This is a genomic window from Elizabethkingia occulta (assembly GCF_002023715.1).
GTDB classification, from domain to species: Bacteria; Bacteroidota; Bacteroidia; order Flavobacteriales; family Weeksellaceae; genus Elizabethkingia; species Elizabethkingia occulta.
Map to the genome: position 1 here is coordinate 306,345 of NZ_MAHX01000016.1, position 23,315 is coordinate 329,659.

General features: G+C 35.6%; 21 protein-coding genes. 16 read left to right on the forward strand and 5 right to left on the reverse strand.

Features of this window, described 5'->3' with window-relative positions; all coding sequences use genetic code 11:
* The first annotated feature begins 192 nt into the window (after positions 1-192).
* From BAZ10_RS12140 to argH, 8 genes are all read left to right on the forward strand, one after another.
* Positions 193-759 (forward strand): N-acetyltransferase, encoded by a 567-nt coding sequence (locus BAZ10_RS12140; protein ID WP_078772268.1) that lies wholly within the window; start codon positions 193-195, stop codon positions 757-759.
* Entirely contained in the window at positions 731-1,930 is a 1,200-nt protein-coding gene (locus BAZ10_RS12145; protein ID WP_059156012.1) for an argininosuccinate synthase, read from the forward strand. The genes BAZ10_RS12140 and BAZ10_RS12145 overlap by 29 nt, the downstream gene beginning before the upstream one ends.
* On the forward strand, positions 1,920-2,891 hold the full coding sequence (gene argC / locus BAZ10_RS12150) for an N-acetyl-gamma-glutamyl-phosphate reductase (RefSeq protein ID WP_078772269.1): 972 nt from the start codon (positions 1,920-1,922) through the stop codon (positions 2,889-2,891). The genes BAZ10_RS12145 and argC overlap by 11 nt, the downstream gene beginning before the upstream one ends.
* Before the next feature lie 146 nt (positions 2,892-3,037).
* Positions 3,038-4,168, forward strand: coding sequence for an aspartate aminotransferase family protein (locus BAZ10_RS12155; RefSeq protein ID WP_078772270.1), 1,131 nt, complete (start codon positions 3,038-3,040; stop codon positions 4,166-4,168).
* A complete protein-coding gene (locus BAZ10_RS12160; protein ID WP_078772271.1) occupies positions 4,161-5,111 on the forward strand; it encodes an N-acetylornithine carbamoyltransferase in 951 nt (316 codons plus the stop codon). Before BAZ10_RS12155 ends, BAZ10_RS12160 begins: the two co-directional genes overlap by 8 nt.
* A 64-nt stretch (positions 5,112-5,175) precedes the next feature.
* Entirely contained in the window at positions 5,176-5,967 is a 792-nt protein-coding gene (gene argB, locus BAZ10_RS12165) for an acetylglutamate kinase (RefSeq protein WP_078772272.1), read from the forward strand.
* Entirely contained in the window at positions 5,945-7,030 is a 1,086-nt protein-coding gene (locus BAZ10_RS12170; RefSeq protein ID WP_078772273.1) for a M20 family metallo-hydrolase, read from the forward strand. Before argB ends, BAZ10_RS12170 begins: the two co-directional genes overlap by 23 nt.
* A 185-nt stretch (positions 7,031-7,215) precedes the next feature.
* Complete coding sequence (gene argH / locus BAZ10_RS12175; protein WP_078772274.1) at positions 7,216-8,523, forward strand: argininosuccinate lyase; 1,308 nt, start codon at positions 7,216-7,218, stop codon at positions 8,521-8,523.
* Here the strand turns inward: argH and BAZ10_RS12180 are convergent.
* The 4 genes from BAZ10_RS12180 to BAZ10_RS12195 form a co-directional block, all read right to left on the reverse strand.
* Positions 8,520-9,005, reverse strand: a complete 486-nt coding sequence (locus BAZ10_RS12180) for an Lrp/AsnC family transcriptional regulator (protein ID WP_009086825.1) — start codon at positions 9,003-9,005, stop codon at positions 8,520-8,522. The two genes, argH and BAZ10_RS12180, sit on opposite strands and share 4 nt — an antisense overlap.
* Before the next feature lie 71 nt (positions 9,006-9,076).
* Entirely contained in the window at positions 9,077-11,245 is a 2,169-nt protein-coding gene (locus tag BAZ10_RS12185; protein ID WP_078772275.1) for an outer membrane beta-barrel protein, read from the reverse strand.
* A gap of 144 nt (positions 11,246-11,389) precedes the next feature.
* Positions 11,390-13,537 (reverse strand): TonB-dependent receptor domain-containing protein, encoded by a 2,148-nt coding sequence (locus tag BAZ10_RS12190; RefSeq protein ID WP_078772276.1) that lies wholly within the window; start codon positions 13,535-13,537, stop codon positions 11,390-11,392.
* Between the two features lie 77 nt (positions 13,538-13,614).
* On the reverse strand, positions 13,615-15,741 hold the full coding sequence (locus BAZ10_RS12195) for an outer membrane beta-barrel family protein (protein WP_024568544.1): 2,127 nt from the start codon (positions 15,739-15,741) through the stop codon (positions 13,615-13,617).
* Positions 15,742-15,932: 191 nt separating this feature from the next.
* On the opposite strand from BAZ10_RS12195, the gene BAZ10_RS12200 reads away from it, so the two are divergent.
* From BAZ10_RS12200 to BAZ10_RS12235, 8 genes are all read left to right on the forward strand, one after another.
* Positions 15,933-16,958 (forward strand): sensor histidine kinase, encoded by a 1,026-nt coding sequence (locus BAZ10_RS12200; protein WP_078772277.1) that lies wholly within the window; start codon positions 15,933-15,935, stop codon positions 16,956-16,958.
* Between the two features lie 2 nt (positions 16,959-16,960).
* A complete protein-coding gene (locus tag BAZ10_RS12205; protein WP_024568545.1) occupies positions 16,961-17,647 on the forward strand; it encodes a LytR/AlgR family response regulator transcription factor in 687 nt (228 codons plus the stop codon).
* 27 nt (positions 17,648-17,674) lie between these two features.
* A complete protein-coding gene (locus tag BAZ10_RS12210) occupies positions 17,675-18,250 on the forward strand; it encodes an RNA polymerase sigma factor (protein WP_078772278.1) in 576 nt (191 codons plus the stop codon).
* 4 nt (positions 18,251-18,254) lie between these two features.
* Positions 18,255-18,593, forward strand: coding sequence for a hypothetical protein (locus BAZ10_RS12215; RefSeq protein ID WP_078772279.1), 339 nt, complete (start codon positions 18,255-18,257; stop codon positions 18,591-18,593).
* Positions 18,594-18,902: 309 nt separating this feature from the next.
* Positions 18,903-19,163, forward strand: a complete 261-nt coding sequence (locus BAZ10_RS12220) for a hypothetical protein (protein ID WP_078772280.1) — start codon at positions 18,903-18,905, stop codon at positions 19,161-19,163.
* A gap of 5 nt (positions 19,164-19,168) precedes the next feature.
* Positions 19,169-19,936 (forward strand): GLPGLI family protein, encoded by a 768-nt coding sequence (locus BAZ10_RS12225; protein WP_165689660.1) that lies wholly within the window; start codon positions 19,169-19,171, stop codon positions 19,934-19,936.
* Positions 19,937-20,166: 230 nt separating this feature from the next.
* Positions 20,167-20,460: a hypothetical protein gene (locus tag BAZ10_RS12230; RefSeq protein ID WP_024568547.1), complete on the forward strand. Its 294-nt coding sequence runs from the start codon at positions 20,167-20,169 to the stop codon at positions 20,458-20,460.
* A gap of 24 nt (positions 20,461-20,484) precedes the next feature.
* Positions 20,485-20,952 carry an Hsp20/alpha crystallin family protein gene (locus tag BAZ10_RS12235; protein ID WP_078772282.1) on the forward strand — a complete coding sequence of 156 codons (468 nt, stop codon included), beginning with the start codon at positions 20,485-20,487 and terminating at the stop codon, positions 20,950-20,952.
* A gap of 89 nt (positions 20,953-21,041) precedes the next feature.
* On the opposite strand, the gene BAZ10_RS12240 is transcribed toward BAZ10_RS12235, so the two are convergent.
* Entirely contained in the window at positions 21,042-23,306 is a 2,265-nt protein-coding gene (locus tag BAZ10_RS12240) for an aconitate hydratase (protein ID WP_078772283.1), read from the reverse strand.
* Positions 23,307-23,315 lie beyond the last annotated feature (9 nt).

The following is a 23,315-nucleotide window of genomic DNA, read 5'->3' on the forward strand; positions in this document are numbered from 1 at the left end:
ACACGAAAATAAATAAAAACTCTAATCTTCAAGATTAGAGTTTTTGTTTTTAGATATTTTATCTTTTTAAATCTTATATTCCAAAATATTATCTTCTGTATATAATTTTAAAAGATTTAAAATTAAATTAATTTGCATTTTTGCAAATTAATTACCTAAATTTGTCCCCTGTTTTTAAAATTTGATCTAAAAATGACGTTTGTTGTAAGACAAGCTATTGCTGAAGACGGCAAATACGCGCAAATGATTTGTGATGAAATGGAGAATTCCGCGAAACTTCGCGGAACGGGGATTGCTAAGCGTACACCGGAATACATTCAGAAAAAGATGCAGGAGGGGAAGGCTGTAATTGCTTTTTCTGACGATGGCTTATGGGCCGGGTTCTGTTACATAGAAACCTGGACAGGAGAGTTTGTTGCAAACTCAGGATTAATTGTTAATCCAAGATACCGAAAGTTTGGACTGGCACGGGATATTAAGCATGCTATATTCAATCTTTCCCGTAAAAAATATCCGGAAGCTAAAATATTTGGATTAACCACGGGGCTGGCTGTAATGAAGATTAATAGCGAACTAGGATACTGGCCGGTAACTTATTCGGAACTGACTCAGGATGAAGATTTCTGGAGTGGTTGTAAAAGCTGCGTGAATTATGATATCCTGATGAGTAAAGAAAGAAAAAATTGCCTCTGCACGGCAATGTTATATAAACCTAAAAAATCTCAAAACAATGAAGAAGAAAGTAGTCTTAGCCTATAGTGGCGGTTTGGACACGACTTATTGTGCTTTGTATCTGTCGAAAACATTAGGGTACGAAGTTCATGCTGTAACTGTAAATACAGGAGGATTTACAGCTGAAGAAATTCAGACGATCGAGCAAAAAGCTTTATCGTTAGGAATTGCTTCTTACAGATGTGTAGACAGCGTAGTGGAATACTACGAGTCTTGTGTTAAATACCTGTTATTCGGAAATGTGTTGAAAAATAACACTTATCCGTTGTCCGTAAGTGCAGAGAGGACAATTCAGGCTAAGGTAATCGCAGAATACGCATTGGAAGTAGGTGCTGAGGCTATTTGTCATGGTAGTACCGGAGCTGGTAATGACCAGGTTCGATTTGATGTGGTTTTCAATATTCTGGCGCCAGAGATGGAGATTATAACACCTATCCGTGATCTTAAACTAAGCCGTGAAGAGGAAATAGACTTCCTGAAGGAACACGGAGTAGATATGAATTTTGAGAAAGCTAAATATTCAATTAATAAAGGATTATGGGGAACTTCAGTAGGAGGAAAAGAAACCCTTACCTCTCATGAATATTTACCGGAAGACGCATTTCCTTCTCAGGTTAAAAAAACTGAGCAGGAGCAACATACTTTACTTTTTGATAATGGCGAATTAGTAGGAATAGATGGTGAAGTTTATAACCATCCTACTAAAGCCATCAAAAAGCTGGAAGAACTTGCAGCTCCTTTCGGAATCGGAAGAGATATCCACGTAGGAGATACAATTATCGGAATAAAAGGACGTGTAGGCTTTGAAGCTGCTTCGGCATTAATAGCGCTAAAGGCACATCATTTATTAGAAAAGCATACGCTTTCTAAAAACCAACTGGTTGTGAAAGATCAGTTAGCTGTAATGTATGGAAACTGGCTGCATGAAGCAATGTTCCTGGATCCTGTGATGCGTAATATTGAAGCTTTCTTCAAAAGTTCTCAGACCAGTGTAAGTGGTAAAGTATTTGTAACCTTTATGCCTTACCGATTTGTTTTGAACGGAATTGAATCACAATTCGATTTAATGTCCGGAAAGTTTGGCCAGTATGGAGAGATGAATAATGCATGGACAGGTGATGATGTAAAAGGCTTCTCCAAAATTCTGGCGAATTCATTAACAATATACCACCAGACAAATCCGGGATATGGAAAATAAAATTAAAGCCGGAATTGTTGGCGGAACAGGATATACAGGTGGAGAATTAATCCGTTTGTTATTAAATCATCCTTACGCAGAGTTGGCTTTTGCATTGAGCAGAAATGCAGCTGGTAAAAAGATATACAGTGTTCATCAGGATCTTTTGGGTGAAACAGAAATGGAATTCTCTTCGGAATTACAGTCCGCAGACATACTTTTCCTGTGCTTACCACATAAAGAGAGTCAGCCTTGGCTGGAGAAAAATAAAGTTTCTTCGGAAACAAAGATTATTGATCTTGGGAATGACTTCCGTTTAGAAGGGGAATTTCAGGATAAAAGCTTTGTCTATGGTTTGCCGGAGTTTCAAAAAGAAAAAATAAAAGGTGCTAATGAAGTTGCTAATCCGGGGTGTTTTGCTTCTGCAATTCAGTATGCATTATTGCCTTTAGCGAACAAGAAATTATTGAACCAGATTTTTGTAACTGGTGTAACGGGAAGTACAGGCGCTGGCGTAAAGCTACAGGATACAACGCATTTCTCGTGGCGAAATAATAATATATCGGCATATAAAACACTTTCCCATCAGCATCTGGATGAAATAAAGCAGACGCTTGAAAGTGAAAACAAGAATACTGTTGGAGTACATTTCGTACCATGGAGAGGAGACTGGCCAAGAGGAATTTTTGTAAGTGCAACATTAGAATGTGATCATTCTCTGGAAGAACTTTATCAGGCTTATGAAGACTTCTATAGAGACCAACCTTTTGTGAGTGTATCCAAGGAAGCTATTAATATGAAGCAGGTAGTAAATACCAATAAGTGTGCAATTCAGTTGGAAAAACAAGACAATATGCTTGTCATACATTCAGCAATTGACAATCTTTTAAAAGGAGCTTCAGGACAGGCAATTCAGAATATGAACTTAATGTTTGGTTTTGAAGAGCAAGCCGGATTAAAACTAAAACCTTTAGCATATTAAAACCTTAACCACAAAAGAAATAAAAGCAATTTCTTCAAAAAATAACAATTTCTAAAGTTTAAAACAGTAACCTTTTTTGAGCTTTAGATTAACTTAAAAGGTTATTTTTTCTTTTGTCGCTTTTGTGGTTTAAAAAAATAACAAAAATGAATTTATTTGACGTATACAGCCTTTTCGATCTTACGCCGGTAAAAGCAGAAGCTTCTTATCTGTGGGACGATAAAGGTGAAAAATATTTAGATTTATACGGCGGACATGCTGTAATTTCAGTGGGACATTCACATCCACATTATGTAAAAACAATTTCTGAACAATTACAGAACATTGGCTTTTACTCAAATTCAGTAAACATTCCGATTCAGAGCCAGGTAGCAGAATTATTAGGTAAATTAAGTGGTTACGATGATTATCAGTTGTTTCTGTGTAATTCAGGTGCTGAGGCCAATGAAAATGCATTGAAACTAGCTTCTTTCCATAATGGCAAAAAGAAAGTAATAGCTTTCAGCAAAGCTTTCCATGGTCGTACCTCTGCTGCGGTAGCTGCTACAGATGATGCAAGTATTGTTGCACCGGTTAACGAAACGGATAATATATTGTTTGTAGAGTTCAATAATGAAGAAGCATTGGAAAAAGCCTTTGCTGAAAATGAAATATCATCTGTAATTATTGAAGGAATCCAGGGAGTAGGCGGAATTCAGATCCCAACAGACTCTTTCCTTCAGAAAATAGAGAAATTGTGTCAGGAACATAATGCTGTTTTCATTCTGGATGAAATACAATCAGGATATGGAAGAACAGGTAAGTTTTTTGCACACCAGTTTTCCGGAGTAAAGCCAGATATTATTACAACAGCAAAAGGAATGGGAAATGGCTTTCCGGTAGCGGGAGTACTTATTTCTCCAAAAATACAGGCTAAAAAAGGAATGCTGGGGACTACTTTTGGTGGGAACTATTTAGCATGTGCGGCTTCTTTGGCAGTGTTACAAATTCTGGAGCAAGAAAATCTTATTCAAAATGCTCAGGAAATGGGTGACTATCTTGTTGAGCAGGTAAAAGATTTACCAAAAGTAAAGGAAGTTCGTAGTGTTGGATTGATGACCGGAATAGAATTGGAAATGCCATGTGCTGAAGTACGTAACAACTTGTTATGGAAACATAAGATTCTTACAGGAAATGCTTCTAACAAAAATACACTCAGAATTTTACCGTCGTTAGCGGTTTCCAAAGCGGAGATTGATCAATTTGTTAATGCTCTAAAAACTGAACTCAATGGCTAAATTACAGAAATTTACTTGTGTAGACGATGTCCCCAATCTGGAACAGGCGCTGCAGGAATGTATAGATATTAAGAATAATCCGCTGGGAACACCGGATTTTGGAAAAAACAAAACTGTAGGACTGGTTTTTCTTAATCCTAGCCTTCGTACACGTATCAGCATGCAGAAAGCATGTCAGAATCTTGGTTTAAACTACATTATCATTAATGCAGGACAAGATGCATGGACATGGGAGCTACATGATGGTGCTGTAATGGACGGAACTACTGTGGAGCATATTAAAGATGCTGCAAAAGTGTTAAGCGAATATTGTGATGTTATTGCTATTCGTTGTTTCCCTGCTTTCAAAGATAAAGAGGAAGATACACAGGACAAGGTATTGAATCAGTTTATTCAACATGCTACAGTTCCGATTATCTCTTTAGAATCGGCAACCCGACATCCGCTGCAGAGCTTTACGGATATGCTGACGATAAAAGAGAACTGGAAAGAAGAAAGAAAACCTAAGGTTGTAATAACCTGGGCACCTCACGTAAAATCTATTGCACATTCAGTAGCGAACTCGTTCTGTGAGTGGGTAAAAGAAATAGATGCAGATGTAACTATTACTTTCCCGGAAGGTTATGATCTGGATACAGAATATACCGATGGATTAACGATTACGAACGATCAGGATGAAGCATTAAAGGATGCAGATTTCATTTATGTAAAAAACTGGTCTTCATTCAGTGATTACGGGGCTACTCCTGAAGTAAAAGGAGATTGGTTGCTAACACTGGAAAAGCTGAAACAAACCAATAATGCTAAAGTAATGCATTGTCTTCCGGTAAGAAGAAATGTGGAAATTAGTGATGAGGTACTGGACAGCGAAAACGCATTAGTATATCAGCAGGCAGGAAATCGTCTGATTACTGCACAATGGGTACTGAAGAATATTTTATAATAAAGAAACCTCATGGGTTTCCAAAATCTATGAGGTTACAAATAATAAACCATAACAAAATTGTATGAAGCAGCCACTGCATATTATTAAAATCGGGGGAAATGTCATTGATGACTCGGAAAAACTTTCTGCTTTTCTGAGAAACTTTTCTGGTATAAAAGAGCCCAAGATTCTGATACATGGCGGTGGGAAAATAGCAACGGAGTTAGCTGAAAAAATGGATATTCCGCAACAGATGATAGACGGACGCAGAGTTACGGATGCAGAGACGCTAAAGCTTATTACAATGGTTTATGGAGGGCTTATCAGCAAAAATATTGTGGCAGCCTTATCTGCAAATGGAGATACAGCTATAGGGCTGTCCGGAGCAGATGCTAATAGCGTACTGGCTAATAAAAGACCTGCTAATCCTATAGATTTTGGTTTTGTAGGAGATGTGGCTGCGGTTAATTCCGAAAATATTGATAAGATATTGCAGGCGGGATTCGTTCCGGTTTTTTGTGCAATTACACATGATGGAAACGGTCAGTTACTGAATACCAATGCAGATACCATGGCGTCTGCAATTGCTACGGCTATGAGCGGAAATTACGAAAGCTTTTTGTATTATTGCTTCGAAAAGAAAGGCGTGCTGGAGGATGTAGAAAATGAAGACTCCATAATCCCCGAAATCAACCCTTCTAATTATGAAAAACTAAAAGAAGAAGGCAAGATCTTTCAGGGAATGATACCGAAACTGGATAATGCATTTTCGGCAATACAGAAAGGAGTTAGAGCAGTACATATCTTACAGGCAGAAGATCTTTCTTCTTTAATTTTAACCAAAAGAGCTTATGGAACAAGAATTACTGCATAATGAAGTGGAAAATTTATATCAGGAGGTATTAGCACTTCTGAAGAGACTTATAGAAACACAATCTTTTAGCAAAGAAGAAGATCAGACGGCGCAGATGATCGGAGATTTTCTTGAAACTAAAGGAGTAACATATAACCGGGAGCAAAATAATATTTGGGCGAAGAATCTATATTTTGATGATGCCAAACCAACAATATTATTCAATTCCCATCACGATACGGTAAAGCCTAATCTTAGTTATACGAATGATCCGTTTAAAGCTATCGAAAAAGATGGAAAGCTTTATGGATTGGGAAGTAACGACGCTGGTGGGCCATTAGTATCTCTTATTGCTACTTTTCTTTATTTCTATGCTCAGAAAGATTTAAAGTATAATATTATTTTATCGGCAACAGCAGAAGAGGAAATTTCAGGTGTGAATGGAGTAGAGTCAATTCTGAAACATTTGGGTAATCTGGAATTTGCGATTGTAGGAGAGCCTACAGAAATGCAATTGGCAGTAGCTGAAAAAGGGCTTTTAGTACTGGATTGTGTAGCAAAAGGAACTCCATCGCATGCTGCTCACCCGAATAATGATAATGCTATTTATAATGCAATTGAAGATATTGAGTGGGTAAGAAACTACGAGTTTCCGAAAGAATCTCCATGGTTAGGAAAAGTTAAGATGACTACCACGGTGATTAATGCAGGATCTCTACACAATATGGTTCCGGATGAATGCAGATTTACAATAGATGTACGTGTTACAGATCAGTACACCAATCAGGAAGTGTATGAAACGATTAAAGCCCATCTGAAATCTGAGGTTAAGCCAAGATCTCTTCGACTAAATTCATCGTCGATATCTGAAGAGCATCCAATCGTAAGAGCCGGATTGGAGTTAGGAAGAACCTGTTATGGATCTCCTACATCATCAGATCAGGCTGTAATACCGTTTGCATCATTAAAGCTGGGGCCGGGATTATCTACCAGGTCACATAGTGCAGACGAGTATATTTTCCTTCACGAGATAAAAGAAGGAATAGAACTATATATTAAAATTCTGGAAAAAATTATTTACTAAAAAGATTTTGTCAGGGTTTCAAACCCTTAGCAAGATGATTAGATAAAAGCAATATCCTTCGACAGGCCCAGAATGACATTGTCTGTATACCGTCAGGCTGAGCCCGTCGAAGCCTTGAATAAATGAAATTTAATTCCTTTGTTGTGGGCAATTCATGACATAGTTATAAAAACAAAATAAGCAAAATGAAACTTTGGGATAAAAATATTGATGGCAAAGAAGCTGAACACGCTAAGATCATTGAAAAATTTACGGTTGGAAACGATCGTGATTTCGATTTGCTTTTAGCAGAATATGATATAAAAGGAAATCTTGCTCATGCCGAGATGTTATCCCGTGTTGGACTTTTAGAAGAATCCGAATGGAAACTGATAGAGAAAGAACTTCTTATCATGCTGGAAGAGGTAAAGAAGGGTAATTTTACAATTGAAGATGGAGTAGAGGATGTACATTCTCAGGTAGAATTTAACCTTACTCAGAAAATTGGAGATGCAGGCAAAAAGATTCATAGTGCCAGATCCCGTAACGATCAGGTTCTTGTTGATATTAAATTATATCTGAAAGAAGAGATTAAAGAGATTGCAAAGCTGTCTGAACAATTATTTGGAACATTGCAGTCTTTAAGCGAAGCTCATAAGGATAAACTGATTCCGGGGTATACACATTTACAGATTGCAATGCCTTCTTCATTTGGACTATGGTTTGGGGCTTATGCAGAAGCTTTGACCGATGATCTGGAGTTATTGGTAGCTGCTTATAATGTATGCAATAAGAATCCTTTAGGATCAGCGGCAGGATATGGATCTTCTTTTCCGATTGATCGTGAATTTACAACAGAGAAATTAGATTTCGAAACCTTAAATTACAATGTTGTTTATGCACAAATGACACGTGGGAAAACTGAGAAAATTCTGGCAATGGCAATGGCTAATCTTGCAGGTACGCTTAGTAAGTTCTCTTATGATGTATGCTTGTATATGAACCAGAACTTTGGATTCATTAGCTTTCCAGACTCTCTAACAACGGGAAGCTCTATTATGCCACATAAAAAGAATCCGGATGTATTCGAACTGGTAAGAGCAAAATCTAACAGAATTCAGTCTTTACCGAATGAATTAACCTTAATGATAAATAATCTGCCATCTGGTTACCACAGAGATTGGCAGCTTACAAAAGAAATTATTTTTCCGGGAATAGAAACTCTAAAAGACTGTCTTCAGATTTTAGACTTTATGCTACAGCATATTGTAGTAAAAGACGGAATTCTAACTGATGAAAAATATAAATACCTATTCAGTGTAGAAGCTGTAAACCGTGAAGTACTGAATGGATTGCCTTTCCGTGAGGCCTATAAAAAAATTGGCCTGGAGATCGAAAATAATCAATTCCAGGCCAGTACATCTGTAAATCATACGCACAAAGGCAGTATAGGTAATCTGTCGACTGAAGAAATCAGAGAAAACTTTTATAAAGTTTTCAATAAAATTAATTAATAAAGTTCTTCCGGATGCGGAATTTTAAATGCCGTTTCCTTCTTCACCTCTGTCATTACAATACTACTATGGTATTGGCCGATGTTTGGTAAGTTGGAAATGGTATCAATAATGAACTTGTTATAACTTTCAATATCTGTTGAAACAATCTTCAACATATAATCATAATTTCCGGAAACACTGATTGTTTCTATAATCTCGGGAATATCCTTAATAGCATCTTCAAATTTTAATAAAGCAAATTTAGACTGCTCTTTCAGGGTTACATTGCAATAAGCTGCAACTTTTAAACCTACTCTCTGGCGGTCTACCAATGCAACATATTTGCTGATGATTCCTGCTTCCTCCATATTTTTAATTCTTTCGTAAGTTGGTGTGAAAGAAAGTTGTATACGGGAAGCGATTTCCTTGACGGATAGCTTTGCATCCTGCTGAAGGATATCTAAAATTTGTCGGTTCTTATCGTCGAGATTATATTTCATTTTGTATTTGAATTAAAATGAAAAGATAGTGATTTTATCTTTTATTAATCAAATTACCATCAGAAAAAATATTATTGTTTCATTATGCCCCCATTATCCTCTTTTGGAGTGTCCTGATTCAACATATTCTGATCCACTTTTGCTAATTTGTTTCTTGTAGGTATTTTATAATTAACGGAAATTCCAAAACTTCTGCTGTCATATCTGCTATTCAATATAACTCCCGGATTTTGGTTCGTCGTACGGAAGGACATTCTGGTACCATTTAATACATCATTAGCATATAATGATACTGTTAGCCTGTCTTTGTTGAATTTCTTGGTTAATGTAAGATCCAAACTATTATTAATAGGGTACAATGGCATGAAGTAATAGTAATTACCTTTTGTCAGATAGCTGAAGTTAGCATTAAGCTTAATATTCTTAGGTAAGATGAACTGCCCGGAAATATTAAATATCCACATTCCTTTTTTATCCTGAATATCCTTGATATCCTGGAACTGATACCCTGCATAAACATAAAGTAGATTAATCTTATCAGGATTAAAGTTAAACTTCATAATCTCGCTTAATGGCTTTGTGAAAAGCATAAAAGGAATAGGAACCCCAAAATTGAAATTATGTTGTGTAATACGATCTACGTTTTTATTGCTTTGTGATATTCTGTCTCCATCTCTCTCTACATACTGAATTACCTGGTTCTTTACAATTCCCATGTTATAGCTTAGGAAAGCATAATCGAAAGCGCTGATTTTCGCTTCAAAATTATCATATATAGTAGGGTTAAGGAAAGGATTTCCTTTGAAGTCCACATTCGGTCCCTGATAATTGGTATTGTTAGGGTTTAGGAATGATATACTTGGTAAGCTGATTTTTTTATTATAGTTCAGATTAAAGTAGATTGATGGCTTAAAGTTATACTGAATACTTGCATTTGGGAATACTTTGAATTTTTTGAAAGGTGTAAGAGGTGTATTAACCCAGTTTTTATTATCATCTAAAATCAGAGTTGTTCCACTAATATCATAATCTTCAGCACGCGCTCCAACGATGAAATCAAATTTCTTATACTTTGCCATTACTTCAGCATAAGTAGAAGCCGTTTGTCTTTGATAATCTAAATTGGTAACCTTAGCAGACTGGGTTACATAATCTAGTTTTTCATAAAGTCCACCAAAACTAATTTTCCCACCATTTAAAAGTTTAATTGGCTGAGAGTAATCTATTCTGAAGTTGTATATATTCTGGTCCGAATTATTCTCAGGATAAAATATGGTTGAAGAAGCAGGCTTTATAAAATTAGAGAACTGGTTAAAGTTACTTCTGTAATTGGTATAAGTAAATTTGAAATCTAGTTTCTTGTCTTTGTCACTAAATTTTTTCTGATAAGTAGCTACAGCTTCATTTCTGTACGTTTTACTCTTACTGTTACCTGTATTTTCGTATAATTGGGTCATGTTGTTCACAACTTGTTTACCTGAAGCTTCTAAATTACTGTCGTTATTATAAGAGTTAAAATCGTAGTTGATTAATAACCTGTCTGCTCCGATATCAAATGTTAAAGCAGCTTTAGCAAAGTTACTTCTCTGAAAACGGTCCGCATAATTACTGAATATATCATCAGTCTGTGTAGTATTAAAAGACTCACGGTAACTTTGTCCGGCACTGAACTGCCATCCGAAAACTTTGTTTCTTGAGTTAAGAACTATACTGTTATTGGTTTTACTTCTGAATTTATCATAATTCGAAAAACGGTAGCTTCCTGAATAAGTTGCTGTAAGGTAACTTTTGGCACTTTTACTGGTAATAATATTCAGAATAGCACCACCGGAAGTTGCAGGGAATTCTGCACCTGGTTGGGTAATTACTTCTATTTTTTCAATAGAATTAGCAGGCATCCCTTCCAAAAAGGCTGTTAAATCATTACTTGATATATTAAGAGGACGTCCGTCCATAAATACAGCCAGAGGTTTTCCCTGATACATCATTCCTGCAATATCGGTAACAACCATTCCCGGAAGTTTCTTTATCCCTTCCAAGGTTGTTCCTGAATTAAGATTGGGCTGTTCAGAGAAATCGAAGATCGTACGATCCGGTTTCTGTTCTACGGCTTTTTTGGTTTTGGTCATGCTCACCCCCTGGATTTCCTTCTCTCTGGATTTCTCTTTTGAACCAGTTTCCTGGGCAAACGCAGAAATACCTAGAGTCAGCATTCCTAAAATAATAATTTTGTTCTTCATACTGTTATCTTACTTTTTATCAATATGACTTAAGAATTACAGTATTGTTACAGTTGGGAGTTGTTAAAGTTTCTTAAAATTCAAACTATAGTGAATAAAATGGACTTCAAGGTAGTTTTAGGAATGCTGGTTTTATAGATTATTTTACATCCTGTTCAGTTCTTCAGTATTTCCGGACTGGCGATTGCTGGTTTTTATCTTATCATTACCGAATTTATAATTCAGAGAAACTCGGAAGCTTTGATTATCCCAAATATTTCTGAAACTTTGTTTTACACCATTCATCATCTGATAACTATAACCGATTCCGTTAAATATATTGCTGCCAACAAGGCTTATTATCAGTTTCTTATCGAAGGCAAGATATTTAAAAGATATGTCAACAGTTGAATAAGCTTTGCTTGTAAAATTATTATATACACCTCCAAAATCCTGAGTATAAGTAAGATTAAAGAAAGCTGTTTTTGGTTTGTTTAATGTAAAATCATTGCTTGTAGAGAAATCTGCAGTCCAGCCTTTATAGCGTTCAGGTCCGATGCTAAGCTGAGTATTGCTGTAGCTAAGGTTGAAGGTGTTCATACTGGACAACCATTTCACAGGTTTCCAGGTAAAAGTTTCTGCCAAACCGAATGAATTAGCATCTACATAATTCATCCAGACAAAATTATTGTTCATAGTGGCGGGATCTATTAAGGAAGCCTGGCTGATTCCATTTTTCAGACTTGAGAAATACACCCTGCTGTCCAAGTTTTTGTAGGTGAAAGTAAGTTCAACATTGTCCGTAAAAGCTGGTTGTAAAAATGCATTACCTTCATTATAACTATTGCTGTTGTTAATGGTTCTGAATGGATTCAGGCTTTCATAAGAAGGACGGTTAATCCTTCTGGAGTAATTGAAACTAATGCTTGTTTTATCAGCAATAGAATACATTGCATATAGCGTAGGAAATAATTTTATGTAGTTGTTTTTATGAGTATTATCTAATTCACGGGAATATCCGGTGGTTTGGGTAGCTTCCATTCGTAATCCTGCCTGTAAATTCCACTTGCCAATTTTTTTGCTTCCGGAAACGTATAAAGCTTCGTTATTTTCTCTGTATCTGAAGTAGTTTGAGATATTGGTGTCCGGTACCATTTCGCTGTTTACCTCCTTATAGGCAGCAATATCATTGGTAGTTTTTACAGTAGAAAATCGACCTCCAAAGCTAAGATTGACAAATTTTAATGGAAGTTCTGTGTCAATTTTTGCTGAGAAATTCTGAATCTGGCTTTCAGTATTATTAAGCCCTGTAAATTGGCTTCCCTGTACTATTTCGTTATTTGGTTTGTATGTAGCATAAGAAAATGGTCGGTTTCCCGGACCATTATAATTTACATAATCCAGGTCCATAGTAATCTTTTTTCCTAAAGTATCCAGTTTGTATTCGGAATACAGGTTATAGACTTGTTGCTGAGATTTGACTCGTTGAAAAGATGAAGTAGAGATATACTTTTGCAGCGCTCCAGCCGAATCATAAATATTTGAAAAACTTGGTGTTCCGTTATTTTTAGTATCGAAAAGGCTTGCATTGAATTTGGTACCAAGAGTTAACCTTTCGTTTACCTTATAATCCAGAGCGGCTTTTACTGCATAGTAATTATTTTTAAAATCTGTAATTCCGCGATTTTCCCAATGAGCATCAGGATAATAAAGATCGTTGTTCCAGTTTCTTAAAAATCTTCTGTCGCCTAAATCTATAGATGATTGTAGTGTTATTTTATCCTTCTGAAGGTTGAAGGCGGCATTGGAACGCCAAGTGTTTCGTCTTGATCTCTGATATGAAGAGCCAACGTTAGCGTTCCAGCTGTTAACCTTCATTTTTTTCGTAACGATATTGATTATACCACTGTTTCCCTCAGCACTATATTTAGCTGGTGGAGTGGTGATTACTTCAATCTTTGACAAATTCTCCGCACTAATACCTTCCAGGTAGCGGCTAAGCTGTTCACCACTCATATAGACTTCTTTATCATCTATTAATACAAGGACTGTACTTTTTCCTACAATAGAGATCACATCGTTATTTATTTTTACATTCGGAGTGGCTTTCAGGGCATCCAATGCTGTTCCACCAGCAGCGGCAACAGAGTTACCGATATTAAATATTAAACGATCAGGCTTTCTTTCAATCAGTTTTTTCTTTCCTTCCAGAACAACTGTTTCTACTGTTTTTACTTTGGTGGTATCCTGTATATTTTGTGAAAATGCTGTACATGAGATTAAAGTGACAGCTAATACGTATATCTTTTTCATGAGTATTGTTTTATAGAATGACAATTACAAGTGTGTTTTTGTTACATTAATTATTCTTTATTTGTTCAGAAAACCTTTTAGTTAGCTCTGTTTTTTTCTTCGAATTTGATATCTTTCTGAGCTCCTTTTACTTTTGAATTTCCGAAGGTATAATTTACACTCAGACGTAGCGTTCTGCCATCCCAGTAATTGTTGAATGACTGTTTATTATCAGAGAAAGATTTATCAGCACGATATCTTTGAGCAAAGATGTTGGATACACTGGCATTAATCTGCAATTGCTTGTCCATTAGGGAAACTCTTATTCCGGAAGACAGGTCAGAAAAGTTCTTGAATGATGAATTGACATTTTTAAAAGGTAAGGTCTGATTATAGTTTAGGAAGAATACAATTGTTTTCTTTGCATTTAGGGTGAAAGTATTGTTTGCAGAATAATTGAAGAATGTCCCACTCTTGGTTTCAGCTTGTATATTGAATACAGAAGAATTTTGTAATGTAGCCGTTGCAGAGATACTGGTTTCCCACCAAGGTAAAATCTTATCGGTATAGCTGGCATTCAGACCATAAAAATTATTGTTATAGTGATTTAGGTAGGTGCTGCTCTCATTAATCCCATCAAGAAAAGAAACTTGTCCGAAGGCATTTGTTAATCTTAGATAATAAATACTCACAGATAATTTATTGTTGTAGGTATAGGCAAGTTCTGTATTGTTGATGTATGCAGGCTGTAGTAATGGATTCCCTGAAGCATAAGAATTTGGATTACTATACCAGCGGAAAGGATTCAGATTACTCATATCTGGGCGGTTAATCCTACGGGAATAAGCAAGGCTAAAGGCATTCTTACCTTCTTTATAAGCAACATATGCTGATGGGAACCATTGTCCGTATCCATATTTAGTGCGCTCATTCGTTGCAGGAGTATAGGCGTCCACATGTGCATCTTCGTAACGGATACCAAATTTTGTTTCCCAATTTTTTCCAAAGCTCTTTGTAAAGCTGAAATAGGCTGCATAATTCTTTTCATCATACTGAAAGAAATTAGTTCTGGACTGATCGGAAACAGGAGTGTGATTGATAATATTGTAATAATTAAGATCTGATGTATTTTTGAACTGATTGAATTTTACTCCGGTTTCTATGGTTCCGAAAGAAAAAGGAAGTTCTAAATCTGCCTGCCCGGAGAAGATTTGCGGTTTTAGTTTAGAAATAGTCTGTACGTTTTCGGTTGTCTGGTTCGAAGCTTTGAAAGTGGAGAAATCTACAATTGTATTAGAGTTGTTTTCGTAATAATTTCCGGTAAAACTTAGTTTTTTGCCTAGTGTATCTAATTTTAAATCGTAATAAACGGATAACGTCTGCATTCGGTTTGTTTCGCAATGTTTTGTTGGTGTGCTCAGCGTCTCGGTTGGTTGCTCTCCTTTAAAATAGGACGTGTTATTGAAGATATTCATATCTGGTGTTTGACGAGTGTAAAGATAATTCAGTCCAATTTCAGAGTTCTTACTAAGTTTATAAGAAAGATTAAGGCTTGGAGAAAACTCTTTCCACATATCTTTGCGTACTGTACGGCTATAGCTTGATGTAGCACCGATAATATCATAATTTTCTTCCGTACGTTTTGCAGTATTGGTATAATTACCCTTCAGGCTCATGCTAAACTTTGAAGTCTGATAATTGAGTGTTGCATTGCCTAATCCACCGGAATAAGTTCTCTGAACAAATGTTGAACCTACATTACCACTAAAACCCATGTTAGGATTCTTTTTCAGAACAATATTGATTAGCCCGCTGTTTCCCTGTGCTTCATATTTAGCCGGAGGAGTTGTAATCACTTCTACTTTAAGTATATTTTCTGAGCGGATGGTTTTTAAATAACTCATTAATGCATCTCCGGAAAGATTTAGCATACGGCCGTTAATCATTACGGATACACTACTTTTTCCTACAATTGATATAAGACCTTTATTTTCGTCTACATTCATCATAGGAACATTACTCAGAGTCTCTACAGCATCCATTCCTTGTGAAGCCATCGATGCCTCAACATTGAAGACTAAACGGTCTGCTTTTCTTTCAATCAGTTTTTTCTTTGCCTGAATAGTTACGGCTTTTACTGTTTGTACTTTAGTGGTATCCTGAGTTTTCTGAGCGAATGACAAGCTGTATAATAAAGTTGCGATGAATATAGAGGTCTTTTTCATAGTTGTTTTTTTATAAATAATATTTTATCTGATCGTTTTGATATGCCAAAGGTATAGTGTGTGAACACCCTCTGAAATAGCATTTAGACGAAGCAGGGTATTTACGGGATGATTGTTTTTTTCGTCGATGAAAAAAGCAGGTTTGTCGAAAATGGCTATTGGAAAATGTTTTACTAGCATTAAATTTGAGCATGAAAAAGAACCAAATTATATTTCTGCATATCTTTTATTGGGTACTCAATATCACTTCTAATATTTTGATTCCTCTTATTGCAGGCTATAAAAAAATTATAGTACTAGATTTTACTTTTTTGGCTGTTAGCTTTGTAGCTTTTTATATCAACTACTTTTTTATTGTTCCTTTATTTTTTGATATAAAGAGATTATATTTAACCATAGCAGGTTTTTTTATAAGTGTATTTTGTTTTGCATTGTTAAGGTACTCTGTGGAAGAGGTACTTTTAAGAGCTTTAACCGGCCATGGAAATTATCATGAAAAGACAACACTTTTATTTTACTTTTATGATAATATATTTTACAGTACTGCTACAATCTTCTTTAGTACCTCATTTTGTCTTTTTAAATTTTTTTCACGATCAGAAAAAGAGAAGTATGAATTAATAGAAGAAAAGAAAAATGCGGAGCTCCAAGCATTGAAAACCCAGATAAATCCACATTTTATATTTAATTCACTCAATAATATTTATTCGCTGGTGTATCAGAATTCCGATAAGGCATTACCTGCGTTGGAAGAGCTAAGTCAGTTGTTGAGATATAGTACAAAGGATCTGGAGAAGGACTTTATTCAGCTGGATAAAGAAGTAGGCTATATGGAGAGTCTGATTGCTTTGGAAAAGCTTAGGATTAAGAATCCAGAGCTGATATTATTTAATAAAGATCTCAAAAATCCGAAATTATCAATCTCGCCAATGCTATTGGTGCCATTCGTTGAAAATGCCTTTAAACATGGCGATATTAATGGCAAAGGAATGGAGTTGAAAGTGTCCGATGATAATGGTAGATTGCATTTCTATCTCAGAAATTCCAAGAAGCAGAGGATGAAAGATTTTTCATCGGGAATTGGCATTGGGAATGTAAGAAAGAGATTGCAATTAATCTACCCGGATAATCACTGGTTAGAAATTACGGAGACTGAAGATACTTTTATTGTAGATTTGAAAATTGATTTGAATACAAACAAATTGACGGCATATTAGATATGGAGAAAATTAAATGTATTGTTGTAGACGATGAACCTCTGGCGGTTTCTCTGTTGAGCAGCTATGTTCAGAAAGTTCCGTTTTTGGAACTGGTTTTTAGTTCAGAGAATCCTTTAGAAGCATTAGATTTTATTCAGAATAATGAAGCTGATCTGGCATTTTTAGATATTCAGATGCCGGAGCTTACCGGAATTAACTTCATGGAAATTGCAGGTAATAAGTTAAAGTATATCCTTACAACTGCTTATGCTGAATATGCTTTGGAGGGCTATGAATATAATGTAGTCGACTATTTGTTAAAACCAGTTTCGTTTGACAGACTTTATAAAAGCGCACTGAAGGCTCAGGAACGACTTTCTAATAATGAAACTTCAGCAGGTCAGTATTTTTTTGTAAAATCTTCCGGCCAGCAGCACCGCATTAATTTTGATGAGGTATTGTATATTGAAAGCCTTAAGGATTATGTGAATATAAAAACAGAACATCAGGAATATATAGTGCTGGACACACTAAAATCTTTTGAGCAACAATTACCTGATACTTCTTTTATCAGGGTTCATAAATCTTATATCATAAATCGGGATAAGATAAAGACGGTCAACATTAAGTCTGTAAACCTTATTTCCGGAGGCGAAATTCCCATTGGCGAGAGTTATAAATTAAATTTTTTGAAAAAGTTAAAGTAATTTTGCTTTTGGTTCGTCTTCATAAATATGGACTCGCTATATTTGAATGAAATGGCTGAAAAAAAAACTGCTTCACTGTCAGAAGTCGTAAAGGATTACGGCTCACAATTGTTTCGCTTTATCAAAGGAAAAGTGAGCAAAACTGAGGATGCAGAAGATATTTTGCAGGAGGTCTGGTATCAGACCAGCCGTTTAACGAATATAGATGATCTGGAAAATGTGGGTGCCTGGCTGTATTCGGTAACCCGAAATAAGATTACCGATAATTACAGGAAAAAGAAAAGTGATTCTCTGGAAGACTACACTTATGAAGATGAAGACGGAAGTTTCAGCATTAAAGAAATTCTTTTAGCAGATGATTCCAATAATCCGGAACTAAAAATGTTTAAAGACATTTTCTGGGACGAATTAATGAAGGCGCTGGATGAACTACCAGATAACCAACGGCGGGTATTTTTTCAGAATGAAGTTGAGGAAAAAACTTTGCAGGAAATTGCAGACGAAGAAGGTGAGAATCTAAAGACTATTATCAGCAGAAAAGGATATGCTGTAAAACACCTTCGCAAAAGATTAAAACATTTATACAACGAACTTAAGGACTAAGTATATGGATCGTAGATTTAGACATAGAAATAAAAAGAAATTTTGGTTAATCTTTCCGTTAATTATCGGATTGATATTTCTGTTGGTCTGGTTAGTACAATGGCTATGGAATTTATTATTACCAGAAATACTAGGGGTAAAAGCGATTACCTTCTGGCAGGCCTTCGGAATCATGGTTCTGAGTAAAATATTATTTGGTGGCTTCCGCTTTAGAGGCGGAGGTGGCGGAAGAAATTTTAAAGAGAAAATGAAAAGACGAATGGAAGAGTTTTCAGATGAAGACAAGGAACGCTTTCGTGAGGAATGGCAAAAACGGTTTGGAGACCGATGCCGATTTAAATAATATTGAAGCCCGGAACTTTTAAGTTTCGGGTTTTTTATTTGTTTTATAACCTTATCTAAAGTGTAATCTATATGTGGCTTGTAGTTCTATATTATAATATAGATTATTATAGTTTCTTAAAAAGAAAATTAAGAAAATCAACTTCAACATGATATAAAATAAAAGTTTATCTATATATAAGTATATGTTTTTATAAGAAAAAGCAATTGATTAAAATGATTATAAATTACAAGAGATATTTTATGTTAAATTGTAGTTTGATGAATTATTTTTAGCTTAGTTGGGTTAAACAATTAAAAATTATTTAAAATGAAAAAATCATTATTAATTGCAACGATCGGAGTTGCAGGATTTATGAGTGCTAAAAGCGTAGAAATAAAAGAAAGTAAATTAGAATCAAATCTAAATCCATCTGAAGAAGCCATCTGGTATCCTGTAAAAATTACTTCTTCATGTGGCTATACGGAATATATAGAATTAGGTAATTCTGATATCAGTTGTCTTGAAGTAGAAATTAACAGAATGGAGGATGACTGTGATGCTCCTGTTGAAGCATGGGGATGGGCATAAAAAAGATGGGAGTACATTTTCTTATATTATTATTTTTTGGAAGTCTCATTTTCGCCCAAAATAAAAATGCTTCAGATATAGAAGTAAAATATTTATATAGTTTTTCAAGAGATACAACAAATTTGAATGAGAGAATTGAAGAGATTATGATCTTAGATCTGAATTCAAATTCGTCAATATATTATAGTGATGCTTTCTTACAACGCAGAAGATCTTTAGAAGCTGAATTAGCAAATGCTAAAGCGACGGGGCGAATGGCAGAGATTAATGCAGGGAGCCTAGCTAAACCTAAAGTAGATTATCTTGTATTTCGTGACAAGGATAAAACAACTGTAACAAGTCGTATAGGACGTGATTATTTCTCATTTGAGACTGAACCTTTAAAGTGGAGTACTCATTATAAAGATGAAAAAGAAATTTTGGGGTATAAGTGTAAGAAGGCAGTAACAATTTTCAATAAAAGAGAATATATCGCATGGTACACAAGTAGCATCCCAATTTCAGAGGGTCCATATAGATTTAAGGGATTGCCGGGTGTTATTTTGGATATTCAAGATACTAAAGGTTACGACAAATTCAAAGTTATTGCAATTACTAAAAAGCAAGTTGAAATATCTTCAATTCAAAATGGAATTCCAGTAACAAGAAATGAGTACCTAAAAAAGCGAGAAGAATTCAAAAATAACCCGACTCCTGGGAAAGCAATGGATATAAGTAAACGAACTCAATTAGAAAATGCTATTAAAAAATTTAATAATACTTTAGAAAGGTAGTATTTTAAATCCAAAAACATGAGGCTGTCCGAAAAGGACAGTCTTTTTTATTTGAATTTATTTACAGGGTTTTTAATGTTTGTTGGAAAATTTATTTAATTAATTTTTCGTTTGTTACAGGGCGTTTGGTAAATAAATTGAAATTATTTTCAAAAATTTTAAAGTAAAACAAATTCTTTATTCGTCTTCAATACAAAGGCCTTTATTATTAAACTTTAAAATCAAAAAAAATGAAAAACAAAATGCGTTATATATTGCCTAAACTGATCGGAATTACCGTGATCGCAGGTTTAGCAACACTGATTATAGGTATGGTTTTTAAATTACTTCTGGCCGTTACCTTAATCGCAGGAATAGGAACTCTCGTAGCTTCAAAATTCAGAAGAAGGAGAGAAAGATACTTTGAACCTTATCAGGAAAATTTGCCAATAGGCTTTAATCCCTCAAACAATAGTGAATTTGCTGTAAGACCAAACTATAGAAATTCAAGAACAGAAAATATCGCTATTATCCCAATTAACTAATTTATTAAACTAAAAAAAATAACAATGTATACAAGACATCATAACAACGAAGATTTTAGAAACAAAAAAGATTTCTGTAATGGAAAATTCGACCGCAAATTCGATAAGTTCCGTGAAGGTTTCTTCAATAGCAAGCACCCAATGAAGGAAATGTTTGCTGAAAAAATCAGCAGCTTCAAGCCTGTAAATATCTCTGAAAATGAAGAATATTACGCGCTTCAATTATTTGCTGCCGGACTGAAAAAAGAGGCTTTTAATATAGCGATAAAAGACCGGGTACTGACTATTTCATATAAAGCGACTGAAGACAAGGAGAAAGCAAATTATATCTATCAGGAAGTATATGCTTCATCTTTTGAGCGTTCTTTTAAGCTTAATGAGAAAGTTGCATCCGAAAATATTTCTGCTGGTTATGAAGATGGTATTCTTACCGTAATCCTGCCAAAGGATCTTGAAAACAACATCCCTGCACAAGAGATTAAAGTGAGTTAATTCCTTCAATCCATAATTCTATATTATTTCAAAGAAAAAGCCTCGCATTTGCGAGGCTTTTTTATTTCAATGAGAAATTATTAAATTAATTATTTCCCTTGTTGTTTGATTAGGTTCAGTGCAGATCCTGCTTTGAACCACTCAATTTGTCCTGCATTGTAAGTATGGTTAGCAACAATAATGTCTTTAGAACCATCAGCGTGAACAAACTCTAGTGTCAATGGCTTACCTGGAGCAAACTGATCAAGATCTAAGAAGTTAATTGTGTCATCTTCCTGGATTTTGTCATAATCTTCTTTATTAGCAAAAGTTAATGCTAACATACCTTGCTTTTTAAGGTTAGTCTCGTGGATACGAGCGAAAGATTTAACTAATACAGCTCTTACACCTAAGTGACGAGGCTCCATAGCAGCGTGCTCTCTTGAAGAACCTTCACCGTAGTTTTCATCACCAACAACAATCGTTGGAACTCCGGCAGCTTTGTAAGATCTTGCAGATGCAGGAACTTCCATATGCTCACCGTTTAATTCGTTCTTTACGTTGTTAGTTTCCATGTTGTAAGCATTAACAGCTCCGATCAACATATTGTTAGAAATATTATCTAAGTGACCTCTGTACTTCAACCATGGACCTGCCATAGAGATGTGGTCAGTTGTACACTTACCAAATGCTTTGATCAATAATTTAGCACCTGTAATGTTTTTGCCATCCCAAGGTGTAAACTCTTCTAATAACTGAAGTCTGTCGGATGTAGGAGCTACAATAACCTCAACATTTGAACCGTCTTCAGCAGGAGCGATATAACCAGCGTCTTCAACATCGAAACCTTTGATTGGTAATTCATAACCTTGAGGTTCGTCTAGAAGAACTTCAACACCATCCTTGTTAACTAATTTGTCTGTTCTCGGATCGAAATCTAGTTTACCAGCGATAGCAAGCGCAGTTACTAATTCAGGAGAACCTACGAATGCATAAGTATTCGGGTTACCATCTGCTCTCTTAGAGAAGTTTCTGTTGAAAGAGTGAACGATTGTGTTTTTCTCTTGTTTTTCTGAACCTTCACGAGCCCATTGACCGATACATGGTCCACAAGCATTAGCGAATACTTTACCACCAATTTGAGCAAAAGTATCCAGGAAACCATCTCTTTCTACTGTATATCTTACTAATTCGGATCCCGGAGTAATAGTATATTCAGCAGCAGTTACCAAGTTTTTGTCAATTGCCTGCTTAGCGATAGAAGCAGCTCTTGAGATATCTTCGTAAGAAGAGTTTGTACAAGAACCGATCAAACCAACCTCAACTTTAGTTGGCCATCCGTTTTTCTCAGCAAGTTCTTTCATCTGAGAAATTGGAGTATATAAATCCGGAGTGAAAGGACCGTTTAATGCCGGCTCTAATTCATCCAGGTTGATTTCAATAACCTGATCGAAGTATTTAGCGGGATCTGCATAAACTTCTTTATCAGCTTTTAGATTATCAGCTATAGCTTCAGCACCTGCAGCAACAGCTTCTCTTCCTGTAGCTCTTAGGTATTTAGCCATGTTTTTATCGAATTCAAAGATAGAAGTTGTTGCTCCAATCTCTGCACCCATGTTACAGATTGTACCTTTACCAGTACAAGAAAGTGATTCAGCACCTTCTCCAAAGTATTCTACGATAGCACCAGTACCTCCTTTTACAGTAAGGATACCAGCAACTTTCAGAATTACATCTTTAGGAGAACACCATCCGCTAAGTTTACCGGTTAATTTTACACCGATCATTTTAGGGAATTTAAGCTCCCATGCCATTCCTGCCATTACGTCCACAGCATCTGCACCACCAACACCAATAGCAACCATACCTAAACCACCTGCATTTACAGTGTGAGAGTCGGTACCAATCATCATTCCTCCAGGGAATGCATAATTTTCTAAAACTACCTGGTGAATAATACCAGCTCCCGGCTTCCAGAATCCAATACCATATTTGTTGGAAACTGACTGAAGGAATTGATAAACTTCGTTGTTTTTATTTTCTGCTTCTTGAAGGTCTTTGTCTGCTCCAACTCTAGCCTGGATAAGGTGGTCTGCGTGTACCGTAGAAGGAACTGCAACCTTCTTCTTTCCAGCCTGCATAAATTGTAATAAAGCCATTTGTGCTGTAGCGTCCTGCATAGCAACTCTGTCCGGAGCGAAATCTACATAAGATTCTCCGCGTTTGAAAGCTTCTGGCTGTTGAGTGGAAAATAAGTGGGAACATAAAATTTTCTCTGAATAAGTAAGAGGTCTTCCCATAAACTCTCTTGCTGCGTTTACTCTGTTGTCGAAATCAGAATAAACTTTTTTGATCATATCCAAATCAAAGGTCATATGCTACAA